The sequence below is a fragment of the Psychrosphaera algicola genome (assembly GCF_028401425.1).
GTDB classification, from domain to species: Bacteria; Pseudomonadota; Gammaproteobacteria; order Enterobacterales; family Alteromonadaceae; genus Psychrosphaera; species Psychrosphaera algicola.
The window spans coordinates 2,203,674-2,221,849 of record NZ_JAQOMS010000002.1 but is presented as its reverse complement, the minus strand read 5'-3'; the positions used below and the strand labels follow the sequence as shown (position 1 = coordinate 2,221,849).

The window sequence follows — 18,176 nt, the reverse complement described above, 5'->3', positions numbered from 1 at the left end:
ACATTATTGAGGCCTTTTTGTTGCCTGTTTATCAAGTGTTTTGAAACTAAAATGTAAACTTACGAACAAAGGTCGCAAATCGAGGTTTGCCACTATTGGTATATCCAGAGTACCGATAAGTGACTTGAGTCCCTATTTCAGGCGGTTCCGCTCGCTCTTTGTCTGAAAACCCCGAGCCTATCTTAAAAACGTGGCCAGTTTTATTTTTGACAACGATTGCGCCTAACATCCCTGCATACTTGCCCTTACCCTCTACGTGTTTTAATACGGTTGCTTCTTCGTCTAGATACGGCTTTAATTTTAATAGGCGGTCTGTTCGGCCGTGATAGTAATAGCTGTTTGCAACATTAAGCATGACACCTTCACCGCCACCAGCGACAATTTGTTTGAATATAGTTTGCACTTCCGTTTCGGTTTCCACTTTTAGTTGTTTAACTTGCCGCACCTAGGGTAAATTGATGTCCGCCAATAAATGAGCTAACTGGTTTTGTCGAAATTCAAAAGGTAGATGTGATTCAGGTACATCAAATACCATAAACCGCACATGTTGCCATTCGGATTCGTCAGCGTGTTTTTTCTAACAGTGGAAGAAACTTGTTCAAACTGTCCTCTGGATATCCATAATTCGCCGTCTAAGGCTGTTTTTGGCAAGTTCTCGATAAACCATTGTGGGCAATGGATTTGGTTTCCTCTGCGTGTAAGGAGCGTTGTTCCATTCCAATACGCTCTGATCCCGTCGTACTTTTCGCTTAACCAATAACCTTGATGCTGAGCAAATAGATTTTTGATATCAGCAACTTTGGCTAACATTAAGTCTACGGGTTTTGGTTTTGCCCAGATATAAACCGGAAATAAAACTAAAACTGCAAAGCAACATACAAGTATAAAATTTTGCATAACACTGTCCTTAGTGACGTAAAATTTTATTTTAGCGACTTTGTTTGGTTGTGAAGGACAGTTTAAAGATCAGTTTTCGGGGAAAGCTGAGTTACAAGAAGTGAATTACTTCTAAAAAGGAGTAATAAAAATTAACGTCTTTAGAGAGATTAGCGCATACAAATCAAATCCGACTTTGCTACGCCAATCTTTTAACATGTGGCGGATGTTTACCGCCACAGCATCATGCCATCAAAGGTTTTTATCAAAATATCGAACGATAGTTTTGGCTAAATGAAGGCCTGTTTTTTACCGCGAATGCTATGTTTGCTCCTGGGTAGGTCATTACATCAAAAGGCTTACCTAAATCTTGTAAATGTTTAAACAGCTTTGTCGCATGCGTAAACAATACGTTGTCGTCGGCCATTCCATGATAAATCAGTAAATCGCCTTTTAGACCCTCGGCATATTTAAAGACATTGCTAACATCATAGTCTTTGCCATCTTTACCGGGATGTCCTGCATAACGTTCTGTGTAATGAGTATCATATAGTGTCCAGTCGGTTACTGGCGCACCTGAAACACCTACTTTAAATACATCACCGGCTTTAAACATGCTCATTATTGTCATATACCCGCCATAACTGTGGCCGTAAACACCAATGCGATTTGGGTCAACATAGTCGAGGGTTTTTAAGTATTCTACACCGGTTAACTGGTCTGTTAATTCAACTTCACCAAGATGTTGGTAGATTGGATCTTCAAATTTTTTGCCTCGGTTATAAGACCCGCGGTTATCCAATTGAAAAACCACGTACCCTTTTTGCACTAAATGCTGGAGGATATAATTTCGTTTACTCCAACTATCAGTCACCAATTGTGCGTGTGGACCGCCGTACACATAATTAATTACAGGGCGCTTGCCAGTAAAACCTTTAGGCTCAAATATGCGGTAATGAAGTGTTTGCCCATCCTCAGCGGTTATCGTACCAAAACGAGGTTTAATCCAGTCATTCAAATAAGGTGTAAGTGGATGTGAAGCGTCGAGCTTATTTTGTTCCATCCAGGTTAATTGCTTTCCGTTTGCCTTAGTGTAGGCTCACTTGAGGCGGTTGTGTCGTGGTTGAAAATGAGTCTAAGTAAACCGAAGCGTCTTCAGAGAATGTTACGTCATGTAAACCACTTCGCTGGGATACTTTTTTTATCTGCTGTGGTTTGTTTAAGTTAACAACATATAAGTGGCGTTCGATAGGAGTATCTTTTCGTCCCGTGAAATAGACATCGCCGTTGACTTTGTCTACAGCAACTAGTTTATCGACAATCCAATCACCCTTAGTTAACTGCGCTTTTACGTTACCTTTTAGATCGATGTGATACAAATGTTGGAATCCGTCACGTTCTGAAGCCCAAACAAAACTGTCATCAAAATAATATAATGATTCGTGAAGGTTAATCCAAGTATCAGAAGTTTCAGTCACTACAGTCTTTTGAGACAATGTTTTAGCGTTAACAAAACGCAACTGTAACTCATGTTGACTGCGGTTTTGCCACTGGTAACTAAATGTAGCTGAGTTAGGTAACCATTTACCGCGAGTGATATAAATATCTTGTTCTTGACCTAAGTCAATCCAGCGGATCTGCGATTCGCTTTGTGTGATCTTCAGTAAACCCAGTTCGATTTTTACGTTTGGGGTTCCGGCAAACGGATATCGTTGGTCAAATAATTTAATCGAATCGGCGTAAATCTCGTTACGTGTTGCAACCTTAACCGGTGATGTATCGACTTTAGTTAACGCAATTTCAGATTCATCCGGTGCCCACCAGTAACCTGTCATTCGTTTCATTTCTTCTTGAGCAACAAACTCCGCCATGGCAAATTTAATGGTGTCTTTACCACTTGTGGTGAGTGCTTTTGTTTGTTTGGTTTTCAGGTTAATAATGTAGAGATTTTGGTTTTTAACATAAGATACAAAATTGCCTTTAGGTGAAAACTTTACGTCGGTGACAAATCCATCACCATTCGTAAGCTTCTCTGCTTTAGCTTTACCTAACTGATAATAAAAAACATCGCCGTTTAGTGGGAATAGCAAAGCGCTGCCGTCGGCTGATCAGGTATATTCCAAAATCCCCTTACCATAAATACGTTGGCGTTCACGTCGTGCTTTCTCTTCATCAGATAAGGACTCAGGCCCCGAGAACAAAGATTCGGAATCGACCAACATTGAACGCTTGCCTGTTGCGACATTGTATTCCCATAGATCATAACGATTATAGTCATCAGCTCGCGGTTGGATATAGGTGGCACGTTTACCATCAGGGAGACCGTTAATTTACTTGGTGTTTTGCCAGCTAATGATGGGTCAGAATAAATTCGTTCCAGAGTGAGCTCTTGCGCGTTGATGTTAAATATTTGAATCAGGATGAACAGTAATATAATCGTGAGTTTTTTCATTTATGGGGTGCACCAAATTAAGACAATAATGCAAACGAGTTGATTATCGTAATGCTAATAATTTACGGGGATGATGCCAGAAAGGGTAACAGCGGGAAATAACAAGTTGCAATAATGCGATAGACGGATAGAATTCCGCGTGGAAATTTTGTACACACGGAGAATAATAATGACAACAATTACAAAATTAGGTTTGGCCCTGGCATTAGCTGTTTCAGGAGCATCTTTTACATCTCAGGCTAATAGTGACGACACGGGCGCCGAGAAAAAGTTTAATGCAAAACCATTCATGGTATTTGGTTACGCATTTGGCGGCGATGATATGGGAACATTGGAATATGACGATGGTTCTACTTCTGATGTATCAGCTGGCGGCGGTTTCACTATGGGTGGTGGTGTTGATATCGGCATAAACTCAGAATCGTTTGGTTTTTCTAAACCGATTGGGGTGAAATTAAGTGGTGCATACAAATTTGATTCGGCAACTGCTGATAATGCTGATATCACGTTTGACCGTTTTGAATTCACAATATTGCCATATGTGCAATTAAACGAAAAAGTGACACTTGGTGCTGGTGTGTCTTTCCACACAGGCGTCGAACTTTCATCAGAAATGGACGGTTCAAGTTCAGAATCCTATGAATTTGACGGTGCAACGGCGTTTGTTGCTGAGTTAGGTTTTAAGCAAAACGAACAGCTTAGTTGGGGTTTTAGATTTACATCGGTAGAATATTCTCTGGCTAATTATAGTGGTGTTGAAGCAACTTCAGGTAGTAACTTCGGCGGGTTCATGACCTATAGTTTTAAACAATAGTATTTCAAAATACTGTTTAAGTGTTTTATTAAGGGGCCTTTAGGCCCTTTTTTGTTACCTATAAATAATCGAGTCATTTGTTCGTAAAACTAAAATTTAAGGTAAAAACCACGACATAAATCTTTATATTGCTCTGAATAACTGCCATCAAGTTGACGAATAACAAGTGTTGAATGTTGTGTATCGATTGAACTTGGCGCAGATTTTTTAGTTCAACTAATTGCCGGATCACCTTACCTTGTCTATTATGTTTGATATCGCATTGCCGATTTAGCTGCCACTGATAAGTCGGAGCTATGTCGAGCAATTCCTGCATTTCTGCAACAGGTAATACTAGGCTCAATTTGCCTTTCTCAGTAGTGAGTTCAGCGCTACGTTTTAACAACTGGTCAAAGGTGAGCGTAATTTGATGACGCGCCTGCGTTCGTTTGTTGTCCTTATTTTGTAGGTCGTGACTAAAATAAGGTGGATTGGAAACAATATGGTCAAATTTTTCTGATGTGACCCATAAGCAAAAGTCGCTTTTTAAACAGGTTAGCCGTCCATTCCAATCGCTGTGTTCAAAGTTTTGTTGTGCTTGTTGTACTGCGTCGTCGTCTAACTCAATGGCGGTAATTGAAGCCCCAAGGTCAGTGATGCGTTGAGCTAACATAAGAGCAATTAAACCGCTCCCCGTCCCAACATCGAGAATGCGTTTATCGTCGTCAATATTTGCCATGAGCACCTAGTAAAATGCCGTCGGTATTAACCTTCATTGCACACTTATCGTGCCAAATTGAAAATTGTTTAAACTGAAAGTGTGGTTTTGCCAATTCTAAGGTATCCGCTTGACGATATTTTCCGCTATAATATCAGACCTTAAGATTTGATATAGCTCCAGCCGGAATTTGCATGACATTTGATGAGTTCGATTTAGACCGCCGTTTACTTTTAGGTATTCAAGCCCTTGGTTATGCCAAACCAACACGAGTACAACAAGCCGCAATACCTGAGGCGTTGGATGGTCACGATGTTTTAGCGAGTGCCCCGACAGGAACCGGTAAAACAGCCGCGTTTCTAATTCCTGCTATTCAGTATTTATTAGACTCTCCTCGCAGAAACCCTGGTTTTGCCCGTGTTATGGTACTTGCGCCTACCAGAGAACTGGCTTATCAAACCTATGATTTTGCTAAAACGTTAAGCCAGCATACTGATTTACGTGTTGGTGTTATTACCGGCGGTATTAATTACGGCAGTCATAAAGACATTTTAGAAAAAATAACGATATTTTAATTTCAACTCCAGGTCGTCTGCTTGAGTATATGGATGCTGAAACTTTCCACTGTGAAGATGTTGAGGTGTTAATATTAGATGAAGCTGACCGCATGCTCGACATGGGGTTCCGTAGCTTTATGTTACGCATCGCCGATGAATCTCGAAATCGTCGCTAAGGCCATGTTGTTTTCTGCCACATTAGAAGGCCGCGGTATAATAGAGTTTGGTAATCATGTTTTGGCCGAAGCGGTATTTGTTGAAGCGGATGCACCAAGAAGTGAAGTCAGTAAAATTGTTGAATGGACCCACTTAGCCGACAGCGATGAACACAAATTTGCCATGTTGGGGCACTATTTAGCGTTAGAAGATGTTAAAAAGTCAATCGTATTTGTTAAAACCAAAGAACGGTTAGAGCTTGTTGTAAATCAGTTGCAAGCTATGGGTATTTACGCAGCGTACTTGCAAGGTGAGATGCCCTAGGACAAGCGTCTCAAAGCAATAGATAAATTAAAGTCGGGTAAATCCCCTGTATTGGTCGCAACCGATGTTGCAGCGCGTGGTCTTGATATTATCGATGTGACTCACGTCTTTAACTTTGATTTACCGCGAACAGCGGATGTCTATGTTCACCGAATTGGCCGCACGGCTCGCGCTGGAGCAAAAGGCTATGCCGTCAGTTTTATTGCTGCACACGACATGCTGATCATGAAAAAATTGAACGTTATACAGAACAAACGTTTAAGCATAGAAAAATTGCAGGCATCGAACCTAAAAACAAAGAATCTGCAGTTCCGGCTAAAAAGAAAAAGCCGCATAAGAAAAAAGTCGCCAAAGCGTTAGCTAAGTCGGCTAAGAAGAAAACTAAGAAGAAAAAATAAGCCATGTCGCAACCCGTTAAAATAGGCAAAACGTTTGCATTTATCTTCTGGGGATTGTTTCTCGTCTTAGGTTATCAGTTTTTTGATGGCAAATTATCAGAGCGCGTAAATCCAAATCAAAACCCCGAGAGCTATATTAACGGTCAAATGGCTACTTTAGTTTTGGACCAAAACCGAATGGGTCATTATGTTGTAAATGGCCTGTTAAATAACTACCCAGTGACCTTTTTACTCGATACTGGCGCGACAAATGTCGCGGTACCGAAAGGGGTTGCTGATGCAATTGGCCTTAAATATGGTCAGCCTGTTTCAGTTAATACCGCCAATGGCACTGCTAAGGCGTATATGACTACGATTGATAACTTAACTATCGGCAAGTTGCAGTTTGGCAATATGCGCGCGACGATTGTACCTTAGTATGCAGGGCGACGAGTTATTACTTGGCATGAACGCATTAAAACAAGTTGAGTTTACGCAAAGAGAGGGACGATTGACCCTCAAGCAAATACAATAAAAGAGAATTTTCAAACTATGTATCAGCAACACATTCCTGCTCAAGTTACCGCTGCGCTGCAAGAAGACCTAAATGGTCTGTCTGCCGATTTAGATATTACCGCACAATTAATTCCATCGGAACAACTGGCGACAGGTAAAGTGATTACGCGTCAAGATGCGGTTGTTTGCGGGGTTGAATGGGTGAATGAAACCTTTTCCCAAATTGCTAAAAATACGACTGTTGAGTGGCAAGTTAAAGACGGTGACAACGTAGTTGCCAATCAAACCTTATTCACATTCTCAGGCCCAGCCCGTGAAATATTGACAGCAGAACGTACAGCGTTAAATTTTTTACAAATGTTATCTGCGACCGCAACGTCTACCCAACATTACGTTAATGAAATTGCCGCGATGCAAAGCACAACTAAAATTTTGGATACGCGTAAAACCATCCCTAGCTTACGATTAGCGCAAAAATACGCGGTTACCTGTGGTGGTGGGCAGAATCACCGAATTGGTTTATTTGATGCGTATTTAATTAAAGAAAATCATATTTTTGCCGCTGGATCTATTGATGCTGCTGTGACTACCGCTAAACAACTCAATCCATCAGCTAAAGTGGAAGTGGAAGTGGAGTCATTAGATGAGCTTCAATTGGCAATGGATGCGGGGGCGGACATCGTCATGTTGGATAATTTCACTGTTGAAATGACAGCGCAAGCAAGAAAATTAAGCAATGGAAAAGTTAAACTTGAGGCGTCTGGCAACATGGATGGTGAAAAATTTAAAGCATATGCGCAGTTAAATATTGACTATATCTCAATTGGTGGCTTAACTAAGCATGTGGATGCGATAGATTTGTCGATGCGATTTGATTAAGTCTTGTATTTCTTATGAGTACGCATCTTGTAAATCAAGTTATGGCACTAACAAGCTTTTAACGTTTTTTGTAATTTTGAGAAAATTGCTAATAATTAGATCACACTATTGGACCTTTAGATTGCAGTACGGATGCGTAAAATTTGATATGAAACAAATTCGTAGCTTGTAATTTGAAGTAAAAGAGTCACAATGGCTGTAGGTTAAAGACAATAACTTCATGACAACTTACTAGGAGTAATAAAATGAAAAACCGCCAACAAAAGGGTTTTACTCTAATTGAACTGATGATTGTAATTGCAATTATCGGTATTCTGGCATCGGTTGCGGTTCCGCAATACCAGACTTACGTTTTACGTACGGAAGCCACAACTTCATCTACATCAGCATTGCGTCCAATTAAAAATGCCGTTGAAGAATACGTAGCATTGAATGGCCAAAACCCAAGTTCATTTGCAGAATTAGCAGATATTGGTTTTGTTGACCCATCTGGTGCTGACTATACTGCTACAACTTCTGTATCGGGTTCTGATTTTACGTCAGCCACGCTTACTGGTGGTGGTGAAAATGCACTACAAATCGTAATGCTTTATAACAGCGACACGGCACCTAAAGACTTTCAAGCTGAGTCTTTGACATTTGAAGCTACAGTTAGTGCAACAAACGGTGCCGTAACTTGGACAGTATTATCAAGTGACGTAACTAAGTTACCTACACCAAAAGGTTTCACAGTTACAGCATCTGAAGAAGATGATAGTGAAGACTAATTATCATAATAAATAGGTAGGTTACTATTTATTATTAAACGGGGACTTTAAGTCCCCGTTTTTTTTATGGTTTTTTCAAAATTGATTTATATTTTTGTCAAAGTATTTTCGCTATCTTAACTTTCAGCTAAAAAAGTGAATATTTCCTTTCTTTTTTGTCATAACATTAGTTAAACGTTGCGACAAAGCGATTTCCTCGACATAATTAAATGATACTAATTCAGGAAGAAATCTCAGTTTTATGCAACATTCGTTTAACGGTGCCTTAATTCGACAACTCTTAGCACATCAGTTAATTTCCGATGAAGCCGTCGAGAAACTGAAAACGAGTATATCCGCCTATCAATCAACTGCGGAAGCACTGGTTAAAGAAGGGGTGATCACGCCTGAAAACCTAATGTTATTTGCATCCCAACGCTTTGGTGTGCCGCGCATTGATATAGCCTATTACGATGTTTCGCAAATTCCTGATGAGCTCAAAAACGAAAAACTCGTATCCAAACACCAAGTATTACCTTTAGTTAAAAATGGTCGAACCCTCTATTTAGCGACCGCAGACCCGTCTGATATTGCGGCACAGGAAGACTTTGAATTTAATACCGGACTGCAAACTGAGTTTGTGGTTTGTGATCCATTAGCGTTAAATGAAGTTATTCACCAAGTATTTTCGTCTTTAGAAGAAGGGCTTGGCGTTAATGAATCGGATATGTTGGAGTTGGCTGACTTAGAAACAGAGTCGGTTGAAACTGAACAAGACGATGGCAATGATGGAAAAGACGATGCGCCAATCGTTGTTTATATCAATAAAATATTATTGGACGCCATTCGTAAAGGGGCGTCGGATTTACATTTTGAACCCTATGAAAAAGAATACCGTATCCGCTTTCGTATTGACGGTATTTTGTCTGAAGTTGCCCGGCCACCTTCCGCATTATCCAGTCGTTTATCGGCCCGTATAAAAGTTATTTCTAATTTGGATATTGCTGAAAAACGCAAACCTCAAGACGGTCGAATTAAGCTAAAGGTATCCGCCAAAAAATCCATCGATTTTCGTGTCAGCACACTTCCTACTTTGTGGGGCGAAAAAGTGGTTATGCGTATCCTCGATGCGTCTAGCGCAATGTTAGGTATCGATGTACTTGGTTATGAGGAAGAGCAAAAACAACTCTATTTAGAAGCTTTAGCACAACCACAGGGCATGATTTTAGTTACTGGGCCAACGGGTTCTGGTAAAACTGTATCTTTGTATACCGGACTCAATATTCTCAATACCCCTGAACGAAATATTTCAACAGCGGAAGATCCGGTTGAAATTAATTTGACAGGTGTGAACCAAGTGCAAATGAATCCAAAGGCTGGATTAGATTTTGCGACGGCATTACGAGCCTTTTTACGTCAAGATCCCGATATCGTAATGGTCGGTGAGATTCGAGATTTAGAAACTGCCGAGATTTCAATTAAGGCGGCTCAAACGGGTCACTTGGTCTTATCCACACTGCATACTAATTCTGCTCCCGAAACGCTAACACGTTTGTCTAATATGGGGGTTCCGTCCTACAACATTGCGAGTTCAGTATCACTTATAATTGCCCAGCGATTAGCACGTAAGCTTTGTAATCGTTGTAAAGAGCCGGAAATAGAGCTACCAGAAAGTGAATTGTTAAAAATTGGTTTTGAACCTGAACAAATTAAAGATATGACCTTATTTAAGCCGGTTGGATGTAATGAATGCACCCAAGGCTACAAAGGTCGGGTCGGTATTTACGAAGTAATGAAACTGTCTGAGCAAATGAAAACCATAATTATGTCCGGCGGAAATTCGTTAGATATTGCAAATCAAGCCAAACTTGAAGGTATCAACAATTTGCGGCAATCTGGTTTATTAAAAGCAGCAAACGGCATTACAAGTTTGGCGGAAGTAAACCGGGTAACTCAACAGTAATTGGTTAAGGCAAGTAAATGGCGACAAATAACAAAGTAATCAGAAAGCAGATCGTTTTTACCTACCAAGGTTTGAACCGCCGAGGTGGTAAAATCAAAGGTGAAATCTATGCTGCTAGCGCCAGTGAAGCCAAGGGGAATCTAAAAAACAAGGCATAACCCCAACCAAAGTCCGTAAAAAACCACAGCCTTTATTTGGTTCAGGTGGTAAACCAATTGATGCAAAAGACATTGCCGTATTTACTCGACAAGTCGCCACTATGTTAACCGCCGGTGTACCTTTGGTTCAGTCTTTAGATATGATTGCCAAAGGTGCCGATAAACAAAGTATGTCTAAGCTGGTTCAGGATGTACTTGGTCAAGTGCAGGCCGGCTCTAGTGTTGCAGATGCATTGCGGACCCAGCCTAAATATTTTGACGACTTGTATTGTGACTTAGTTGAATCGGGTGAAAAATCCGGGGCATTAGACGGTATATTCGACCGAATTGCTTTATATAAAGAAAAATCAGAAGCCTTAAAATCTAAAATTAAAAAAGCGATGACCTACCCAATCGCAATATTAAGTATCTCGTTTATTGTTGTCGGTATTCTCCTCGTTGTGGTAATTCCAAGTTTTGAAGACATCTTTAAAAGTTTTGGTGCTGACTTGCCTTAGCCCAACAATGACTGCGATTGCCGCGTCTGAAGTAGCGCAAGATTATTGGGCTGTCGTGGTTGCGGGGATCATCATTGCGGTATTTTTATTCAAACGGGCGCTACGAACCAATGCAAAATTTGCAGCTTCAATGGATGCCTTGTTATTAAAAGCACCAATAGTTGGCAATATTGTCAACAAAGGGGCGATAGCACGTTACGCTCGAACCTTATCAACCACCTTTGCTGCCGGTGTCCCATTACATGAAGCATTAAACTCTGCGGCAGGTGCCTCTGGTAATGCTGTTTATAAAAAAGCCATCCATAAATTAAAGCCGACGTATCCGCTGGTAACTTGATGCACGTATCGATGCGAGCCACTAATTTGTTTCCCGATATGGTTACGCAAATGGTATCCATTGGTGAAGAATCAGGTGCCCTAGATACTATGCTAGAGCGGGTAGCCAATGTTTATGAGCAAGAAGTCGACGACGCTGTTGACGGTATTACTGCCCTTATCGAGCCCTTTATTATGGTCTTTTTAGGTACCGTAATAGGTGGTCTCATCGTGGTAATGTATTTGCCTATATTCCAAATGGGTAATGCGGTTTAGTCTGGTTGTTACACTGAGTTAATTGCTTAGACTTTGGCCTTTGTACCGTTACAAAAATAATTGATAAGAAATATATGTTTGATCAAATTTTAGATGCTTTAGAAACTTTTCCGCTGTTTTTATATGGTTTCACTTTTGTCCTCTCTCTTCTCGTTGGCAGCTTTTTAAATGTCGTTATTTATCGACTGCCGGTGATGATGCAAAATGAATGGGACTGTGATTGCCGCGAATTACTCGCCGATGAATTGAAAAAACGAAAGCAAAGGAAGCGACGCCGTTTAATTTAGCTGTCCCGGAATCCCACTGTCCAAAATGCAAACACAAAGTTAAGCCATGGCAGAATATTCCAGTCATTAGCTATTTATTATTGAAAGGAAAGTGTGGAAACTGCAATACGCCGATTTCCCTAAGGTACCCTGCAATAGAGTTGTTGACTGCAATTGCGTCATTAACTGTGGTCATGGTAGTTGGGTTTTCACCTCAAGCGCCAGTATTAATCCTTTTGACTTGGTTGTTTGTTGCCCTCATTTTTATCGATATTGACCACATGTTATTGCCAGATCAAATTACCCAACCTGCGCTTTGGTTAGTCATTATTAGCTCAATTTGGGGCGTGTTTCTATCTCCTAAAGACGCAATTATTGGCGCGGCTTCTGGGTATATGTTTTTGTGGGTTGTCTTTTGGGGCTTTAAGTTAGTCACAGGAAAAGATGGCATGGGTTATGGCGACTTTAAGCTAATGGCGGTTGTTGGTGGTGTTGTTGGCGTTATTCAGTTGCCAATGGTCATATTACTATCGTCCGCTGTCGGGGCAGTTATCGGTCTTTCTATGATGGCATTTTCAAAAGCTGATCGTACGACCCATATCCCTTTTGGACCATATATCGCGATAGCTGGTTGGATAACCATGTTGTGGGGTGATGGTATCCTTGCATGGTATTTAAGAGTTTTTGTATGAGCCAGCCGAAAAAGCTAATTATAGGAATAACGGGCGGGATCGGCAGCGGCAAAACGGCTGCAACAAACATTTTTCAGCAACTTGGTATTGATGTGGTCGATGCGGACATCGTCGCCAGAGATATTGTTAAAGTAGGCTCTCCAGTATTAGACCTTATTGTTAAGCAGTTTGGGAAAGGCATTATTCTGGCGGATGGCTCACTAAATCGAGCGATGTTACGCCAACAAATTTTTTCTGATAATGCTCAAAAGTTAGCCCTAAATGCAATTATGCACCCAGCTATTAGAGCTGAATTGTTGGCACAATTGGACGCGGCTACCTCAGACTATGTCTTGTTATCTGCGCCCTTGTTGTTTGAAAATGGACTTGAGAAATATGTTGATAAGGTTATTGTTGTTGATGTTGATGAGTCAGTACAAATGCGTCGAGCGAGTGACAGGGATGGCGTTGAACCATCGCAAATAGAAGCCATTATTAACAGCCAGCTGTCTCGGCATGAGAGAAAAAACAAAGCTGACTTTATCATCGACAATTCAGGCAGTTTACTCATGTTAAATGAGCAGGTTAAAGCCGCACATATTTGGGCAAAAAATTTAATAATTTAACATCGTAAAATCGGTAAATTTAGATAAAAGTGTATAATTTTTCTGCGATATGTGTTTAAACTACTAGAAAGTACTAGTAAATATAATCAAATAATAATAAGAATAAAATGAACTTTGTTGTATTCGAACACCCATTAAATGAAAAAGTCCGAGTGCTTTTGCGACTCGAACTCTTGTTCCAGCAACTCGATTCATTTCAATCCACCAATAATTATCCCAACCTACTTTCCTTTTTCCGCAATATTTTTGACTGCATTGAGCTACTTGAACGAAATGACGTTCGCAGTACCTTGACTCATTATTTGGATTTATTAGAAAAAAGTATGGTTAAGTGGGCGGCGCATCCTGAGGTTCAAAATGAATCGTTACAGGAAAAGTTAGCAGAGGCGATTCGATTGCAAAATGACGTCGTCAATATGACTAAAGCATGTCAGCAACTCAAAGAAGATAAATTTTTAGCCAGCTTACGCCAACGTTTTTCTATTGCTGGTGGCGCATGTGATTTTGAATTACCGCAACTTCACTATTGGCGTCTACAAACAAAACAAGAACGTGATAATAATGTCCAAGAATGGCTTAATATCTTGTTGCCACTAAAACAAGCGCTGGACTTTTCACTTATGTTTATTCGTGAGTCCTATAGTTTTGAGCAAAAAAGTGCTGTAAATGGATTTTATCAAGATTCCAGCGGCGATAACGTGAGTTTATTGCGTATACGCTACGACTTGTCCCTAGGGGTTTTTCCAACGGTTAGTGGCAGTCATAGACGATTTTCAATCAGTTTTATGCAACCTGATAAAAGTTCGGTTAAAACGGCTGTGAATGATACAATTCATTTCGAATTAGCAAAATGTTAGTTAATAAGAGTGAATTATGACAACCGTAGTTAAATGTCCAACCTGCGTAAAAGACGTTGTGTGGGGGCCCGAATCAGAGTTTCGTCCTTTTTGTTGTAAACGATGCCAGCTTATTGATTTAGGTGAGTGGGCCAACGAAGAAAAATCTATTCCAGAATCACCGTTAGCGTCAGCAATGTCAGAAGCCGATCTCGATCGCATTGAAAACATGTTGGCCCAACAAGAAAACGAGTTTTTTAAATAATAAGATGTTAGTCATTTCTAACAATGTCAGTTTGTCCCTTGATGAGATTGAGTTAAATGCGATCCGTGCTCAAGGCGCTGGCGGGCAAAACGTAAATAAAGTTTCCTCGGCAATTCACCTTCGATTTGATGTCGCAGCCTCCTCTTTACCAGACTTCTATAAAGAGCGCTTGTTAGCGCTAAAAGACAAACGCTTAACAAAAGAAGGCGTTATTGTCCTAAAAGCGCAGCAATATCGGACTCAAGAGCAAAACCGAGATGACGCGTTAGAACGGTTAGTGGAATTGATTAAGAGTGTGTCTGTTGTTGCAAAGGCGCGTCGAGCAACAAAACCTACCCGCGCATCGCAAAAAGGCGAATGGATAGTAAGACTAAGCGAAGTGGTCTAAAGCAAATGCGGGGCAAAGTGGATATGGGCTAGATTGTTAGCCCACAGTCGTTACTGCATATTAGTTTTTTCTGACTTTATTATCCCGCCGCCAAAATTTTGCATGATCAATATCTCGTTCCCATAAAGGCCGGGGTTCCAATACAGTCCGTCTGGAAATTGTTTTTTGAAATAAGCAGGTCCAAAATCTGAGCTGGATCTCGCTGCTTCGTACAGTATATTGTACGCTGGTGTCACTTCTACTTGGGTAATGTCGTCAAATTGTACCTGCCGCTTGGTCAATTGCTTAACTATTGCATTATTGGGCGCTGACGGGTTAAGCGTCGTAACAACTCCGCGTTCTGGCAAATTGGTTTCTTTGGATATGAAATATAGGCCGCAACCTAATGGAAAACGTCCAACCATTTTTTTCAATATATTGGCAACATCTTTACGCACTACTTTTTTGTCAATGGCGCTACTAAGTACGTCGTAGGCTTTAAACATGGTTGGGAAATCAAATTTAGGTTTGGTCGATAAAATAAAAGACGCATAAATCATTGGCACACGAATGAGATTACCCAACAAGTGCGCAGGGTTTGAATAATTAACCAAAATCTCTTCCATAATTTGATGTCGTTGTAGTGCTTTTTCAAATAATGAGTCGTCGTCAAATTCGTTGCGATTCGGTTTCCCTAATCCCCATTTAAGGTATGTTAGAGTATTTTCATAAATGGCTTTAGCTTGGCTTTTTCGCGTTTTTTCATCAACCTGCCTGTATCGGTTACCTTCATACAATGCCTCAGCTTCTGGGCTGTAACTCCCGATGCTTTGCAATAAACAGGCTTTAACAATAGGCATTAAAACATTGGCTTTATAACCTTCTAGTGCTTCATCATCATCATCGTCTGATGTTGTTACTTGTTCATCGCTCTGGGACCAATTGGGTAAATTTAATTGAATAAATTTGTTATCTAGCAGTTCTTTCTGAGCAAGTTGCGATACAAGTTGTATCGTCAACGCTGACGTATAAAGAGGTCGGTTTTTTCATTGTTTGGGCAACGGCTTGGATCACCAGAGAGTGGTGCGCGGAGCACGATAGTAGTTAAAAACTTACCTGCGTCTCGTTCTTTAACTGCTGCGTCAACTAATGTACCGGCCAATTTGTCGAGTATTGTTCTACGTTGTTCAAAGCCTTTTTGAATTTTTGGCCACAATTGAGCTATGTTCTCATCGGCTTTTTCTTGATTTGGTTTAATTCAGATAAGTAGACTTCAACGTCGGCTTGGTCTTTAATCTTTGGGTAATTACCATTTTTTTGTTTGTAGCCCAAAATTGTTTTAAGTTGGTTATTAACCTCCTCAAGCTTTTCTTTTTCACGCAGAAAGAAGCCCTGCAACTCGCTAAATTTAGAGTAAAATGAGGTTGCATCGTCGATGACTTCAACATATTCAGATTTGAGTTGTTGTAACAAATCAGTGATAAAAAGAGGTTGTGACATTAAAATCCCATCAAAAAACCATAAATTTTAGGCGCTTATATTGCTGGATCAGTATAGAAGTCGAAGTCGATTTGAGCCAGCACTAAATTAGTTTGATTAATTTTTGCGCTTTGTGTAACTCACCATATGCTTTTTCAATTTGTTAACGTATAATGCGCGCCCAAAATCGGATACTAGAACCGGTTTAAACGAATTTTATATTTAAAACTTACGGAGTTTAACATGGCTTTAGAACGTACTTTTTCTATCATCAAACCTGACGCAGTTGCAAAAAATGTAATCGGCGCTATTTATAACCGTTTTGAATCTGCAGGTCTACGTATCGTAGCGTCTAAAATGGTTCACCTTTCTCAAGAGCAAGCTGAAGGTTTCTACGCTGAGCATAGCGAACGTCCTTTCTTTGGTGCTTTGGTTTCTTTCATGACTTCTGGTCCAGTTATGGTTCAAGTGTTAGAAGGCGAAAATGCAGTATTGAAAAATCGTGAAATCATGGGTGCTACAAACCCTGCTGAAGCACTAGCTGGTACTTTACGTGCTGACTACGCAGCTTCAATTGATGAAAATGCTTGTCACGGTTCTGATGCGCCTGAATCAGCAGCTCGTGAAATTGCATACTTCTTCTCTGCTGACGAAATTTGTGCACGTACTCGTTAATTTAACTTTTTGCTTAACTTGAAATATGGTTAAGTAAGTACTGCTAAATAAACAATACGTTAAAAGGACTTAGGAATACTAAGTCCTTTTTGTTTTTCTAATCACTCTTAAACATTCCAACTGGAAACGTTTGTGAATGTGGATAACATAGAGTGATTAGAAAAATTAGTACGCGTGTAATAACGCATCCATTTCTTTTAGCAAAGATTGCTAATAAAGAACAACGATATAAGTTACAAAGAGGTTCTTATGACGACAGAAACGACCACTCCGGCTACTCCAAAAATAAATCTGATGGACTTTGATCGCAAAGGCATGCGCAAGTTTTTTGCGGATGAATTTGGTGAAAAAGGCTTTCGTGCTGACCAAGCGGTGAAGTGGATTTATCAAATGGGAAAAACCGATTTTGATGAAATGACTAATTTTTCTAAAGTCTTAAGAACCAAATTAAAAGAAAAGTGTGTAATAAAATCACCTGAAATTAGCGTACGCCAAGTGTCTAGCGATGGAACAATTAAATACGCATTGGTGCTAGATGATGGTCAAGAAGTTGAAGCGGTTTGGATCCCAGATGGAAATCGCGCTACTTTGTGTGTTTCCTCTCAAGTTGGTTGTGCATTAGAGTGTCCATTTTGTTCGACAGGGGCTCAAGGCTTTAATCGTAATTTGAAGGTCGGAGAAATTATTGGCCAAGTTTGGCGTGTGGTACAAGACATTGGTTGGGATGGTTTATCAACCAATCGTGCAGTAACAAACGTTGTTATGATGGGCATGGGTGAACCGTTATTAAATGTAAATAACGTTGTTCCAGCGATGGAACTAATGATGGACGATTTCGCTTTTGGTTTATCTAAACGTCGTGTCACGCTTAGCACATCAGGTGTTGTGCCGGCTTTGGACTTATTAAAAGAAAAAATTGATGTGGCTCTCGCCATTTCTTTACATGCACCAAACGACGAACTACGTGACGTCTTAGTTCCGGTAAACAAAAAATATAATATCGAGTCGTTTCTAGCGGCTTGTCGTCGTTATATTGATGGTTCTACAGCTAACCAAGATATTACGATTGAATACGTTATGTTAGATGGCATTAACGATTCAATGGATCATGCCCGTGAATTAGCTAAAACATTACGTGGAACACCGTCTAAAATAAACTTAATTCCATGGAATCCATTCCCAGACGCGCCATACGGAAAATCATCTAATTCTCGAGTGGATAGATTCGCTAAAGTCATGCAGGAAGAAGGTTATACTTGTATCGTCCGTCGTACTCGTGGCGATGATATTGACGCGGCTTGTGGTCAATTAGCAGGTGACGTAGTTGACCGGACTAAGCGAATGTTAAAAAACAGGTGAAAGGTGAGGCGATATCAGTCAAAATGGCT

General features: G+C 40.3%; 16 protein-coding genes and 5 pseudogenes. 14 read left to right on the top strand and 7 right to left on the bottom strand.

Annotation, left to right across the window (positions count from 1 at the left end):
* Positions 1 to 46: 46 nt before the first annotated feature.
* The 3 genes and pseudogenes from PN838_RS12095 to PN838_RS12085 all read right to left on the bottom strand — a co-directional run bounded on the left by PN838_RS12095 (position 47) and on the right by PN838_RS12085 (position 3,328).
* On the bottom strand, positions 47 to 421 hold the full coding sequence (locus PN838_RS12095) for a hypothetical protein (protein WP_272180834.1): 375 nt from the start codon (positions 419 to 421) through the stop codon (positions 47 to 49).
* Positions 422 to 477: 56 nt separating this feature from the next.
* Positions 478 to 897, bottom strand: a complete 420-nt coding sequence (locus PN838_RS12090; protein WP_272180833.1) for a hypothetical protein — start codon at positions 895 to 897, stop codon at positions 478 to 480.
* 231 nt (positions 898 to 1,128) lie between these two features.
* Positions 1,129 to 3,328: pseudogene (locus tag PN838_RS12085) on the bottom strand (S9 family peptidase).
* A 169-nt stretch (positions 3,329 to 3,497) separates the two neighbouring features.
* On the opposite strand from PN838_RS12085, the gene PN838_RS12080 reads away from it, so the two are divergent.
* A complete protein-coding gene (locus tag PN838_RS12080) occupies positions 3,498 to 4,142 on the top strand; it encodes a hypothetical protein (RefSeq protein WP_272180832.1) in 645 nt (214 codons plus the stop codon).
* Between the two features lie 73 nt (positions 4,143 to 4,215).
* Here the strand turns inward: PN838_RS12080 and PN838_RS12075 are convergent, their stop codons facing one another.
* Positions 4,216 to 4,860 (bottom strand): tRNA1(Val) (adenine(37)-N6)-methyltransferase, encoded by a 645-nt coding sequence (locus tag PN838_RS12075; protein WP_272180831.1) that lies wholly within the window; start codon positions 4,858 to 4,860, stop codon positions 4,216 to 4,218.
* 173 nt (positions 4,861 to 5,033) lie between these two features.
* Between PN838_RS12075 and srmB the strand changes: the two are divergent.
* The 11 genes and pseudogenes from srmB to arfB all read left to right on the top strand — a co-directional run bounded on the left by srmB (position 5,034) and on the right by arfB (position 14,687).
* A pseudogene (srmB, locus tag PN838_RS12070) lies at positions 5,034 to 6,274 on the top strand (ATP-dependent RNA helicase SrmB).
* A gap of 3 nt (positions 6,275 to 6,277) precedes the next feature.
* On the top strand, positions 6,278 to 6,691 hold the full coding sequence (locus PN838_RS12065; RefSeq protein WP_272180830.1) for a retropepsin-like aspartic protease family protein: 414 nt from the start codon (positions 6,278 to 6,280) through the stop codon (positions 6,689 to 6,691).
* Between the two features lie 114 nt (positions 6,692 to 6,805).
* Entirely contained in the window at positions 6,806 to 7,648 is an 843-nt protein-coding gene (nadC, locus tag PN838_RS12060; protein WP_272180829.1) for a carboxylating nicotinate-nucleotide diphosphorylase, read from the top strand.
* A gap of 245 nt (positions 7,649 to 7,893) precedes the next feature.
* Complete coding sequence (locus PN838_RS12055) at positions 7,894 to 8,415, top strand: pilin (RefSeq protein ID WP_215963412.1); 522 nt, start codon at positions 7,894 to 7,896, stop codon at positions 8,413 to 8,415.
* 241 nt (positions 8,416 to 8,656) lie between these two features.
* Entirely contained in the window at positions 8,657 to 10,357 is a 1,701-nt protein-coding gene (gene pilB / locus PN838_RS12050) for a type IV-A pilus assembly ATPase PilB (protein WP_272180828.1), read from the top strand.
* 17 nt (positions 10,358 to 10,374) lie between these two features.
* A pseudogene (locus tag PN838_RS12045) lies at positions 10,375 to 11,603 on the top strand (type II secretion system F family protein).
* Positions 11,604 to 11,677: 74 nt separating this feature from the next.
* A pseudogene (locus PN838_RS12040) lies at positions 11,678 to 12,561 on the top strand (prepilin peptidase).
* A complete protein-coding gene (coaE, locus tag PN838_RS12035; protein WP_215963416.1) occupies positions 12,558 to 13,166 on the top strand; it encodes a dephospho-CoA kinase in 609 nt (202 codons plus the stop codon). The pseudogene PN838_RS12040 and the gene coaE overlap by 4 nt, the downstream one beginning before the upstream one ends.
* Positions 13,167 to 13,273: 107 nt before the next feature.
* On the top strand, positions 13,274 to 14,023 hold the full coding sequence (locus tag PN838_RS12030; RefSeq protein ID WP_215963417.1) for a cell division protein ZapD: 750 nt from the start codon (positions 13,274 to 13,276) through the stop codon (positions 14,021 to 14,023).
* Positions 14,024 to 14,039: 16 nt separating this feature from the next.
* Positions 14,040 to 14,267, top strand: coding sequence for a DNA gyrase inhibitor YacG (yacG, locus tag PN838_RS12025; RefSeq protein ID WP_215963418.1), 228 nt, complete (start codon positions 14,040 to 14,042; stop codon positions 14,265 to 14,267).
* 4 nt (positions 14,268 to 14,271) lie between these two features.
* Positions 14,272 to 14,687, top strand: a pseudogene (gene arfB, locus PN838_RS12020) (alternative ribosome rescue aminoacyl-tRNA hydrolase ArfB).
* Between the two features lie 18 nt (positions 14,688 to 14,705).
* On the opposite strand, the gene PN838_RS12015 reads toward arfB, so the two are convergent.
* Genes PN838_RS12015 through PN838_RS12005 form a run of 3 tightly spaced genes read right to left on the bottom strand, consistent with a single transcriptional unit; the run spans position 14,706 to position 16,134 of the window.
* Positions 14,706 to 15,653: a hypothetical protein gene (locus PN838_RS12015; protein WP_272180827.1), complete on the bottom strand. Its 948-nt coding sequence runs from the start codon at positions 15,651 to 15,653 to the stop codon at positions 14,706 to 14,708.
* The gene (locus tag PN838_RS12010) at positions 15,650 to 15,850 is read right to left on the bottom strand and encodes a hypothetical protein (RefSeq protein ID WP_272180826.1); all 201 of its coding nucleotides are present in this window, start codon (positions 15,848 to 15,850) and stop codon (positions 15,650 to 15,652) included. The genes PN838_RS12015 and PN838_RS12010 overlap by 4 nt, the downstream gene beginning before the upstream one ends.
* A gap of 5 nt (positions 15,851 to 15,855) precedes the next feature.
* Positions 15,856 to 16,134: a hypothetical protein gene (locus PN838_RS12005; protein ID WP_272180825.1), complete on the bottom strand. Its 279-nt coding sequence runs from the start codon at positions 16,132 to 16,134 to the stop codon at positions 15,856 to 15,858.
* 222 nt (positions 16,135 to 16,356) lie between these two features.
* Between PN838_RS12005 and ndk the strand changes: the two genes are divergently transcribed.
* Together ndk and rlmN are read left to right on the top strand one after the other, a co-directional pair.
* The gene (gene ndk / locus PN838_RS12000; RefSeq protein WP_215963421.1) at positions 16,357 to 16,788 is read left to right on the top strand and encodes a nucleoside-diphosphate kinase; all 432 of its coding nucleotides are present in this window, start codon (positions 16,357 to 16,359) and stop codon (positions 16,786 to 16,788) included.
* A gap of 249 nt (positions 16,789 to 17,037) precedes the next feature.
* Complete coding sequence (gene rlmN / locus PN838_RS11995) at positions 17,038 to 18,147, top strand: dual-specificity RNA methyltransferase RlmN (protein WP_272180824.1); 1,110 nt, start codon at positions 17,038 to 17,040, stop codon at positions 18,145 to 18,147.
* The last annotated feature ends 29 nt before the right edge of the window (positions 18,148 to 18,176 follow it).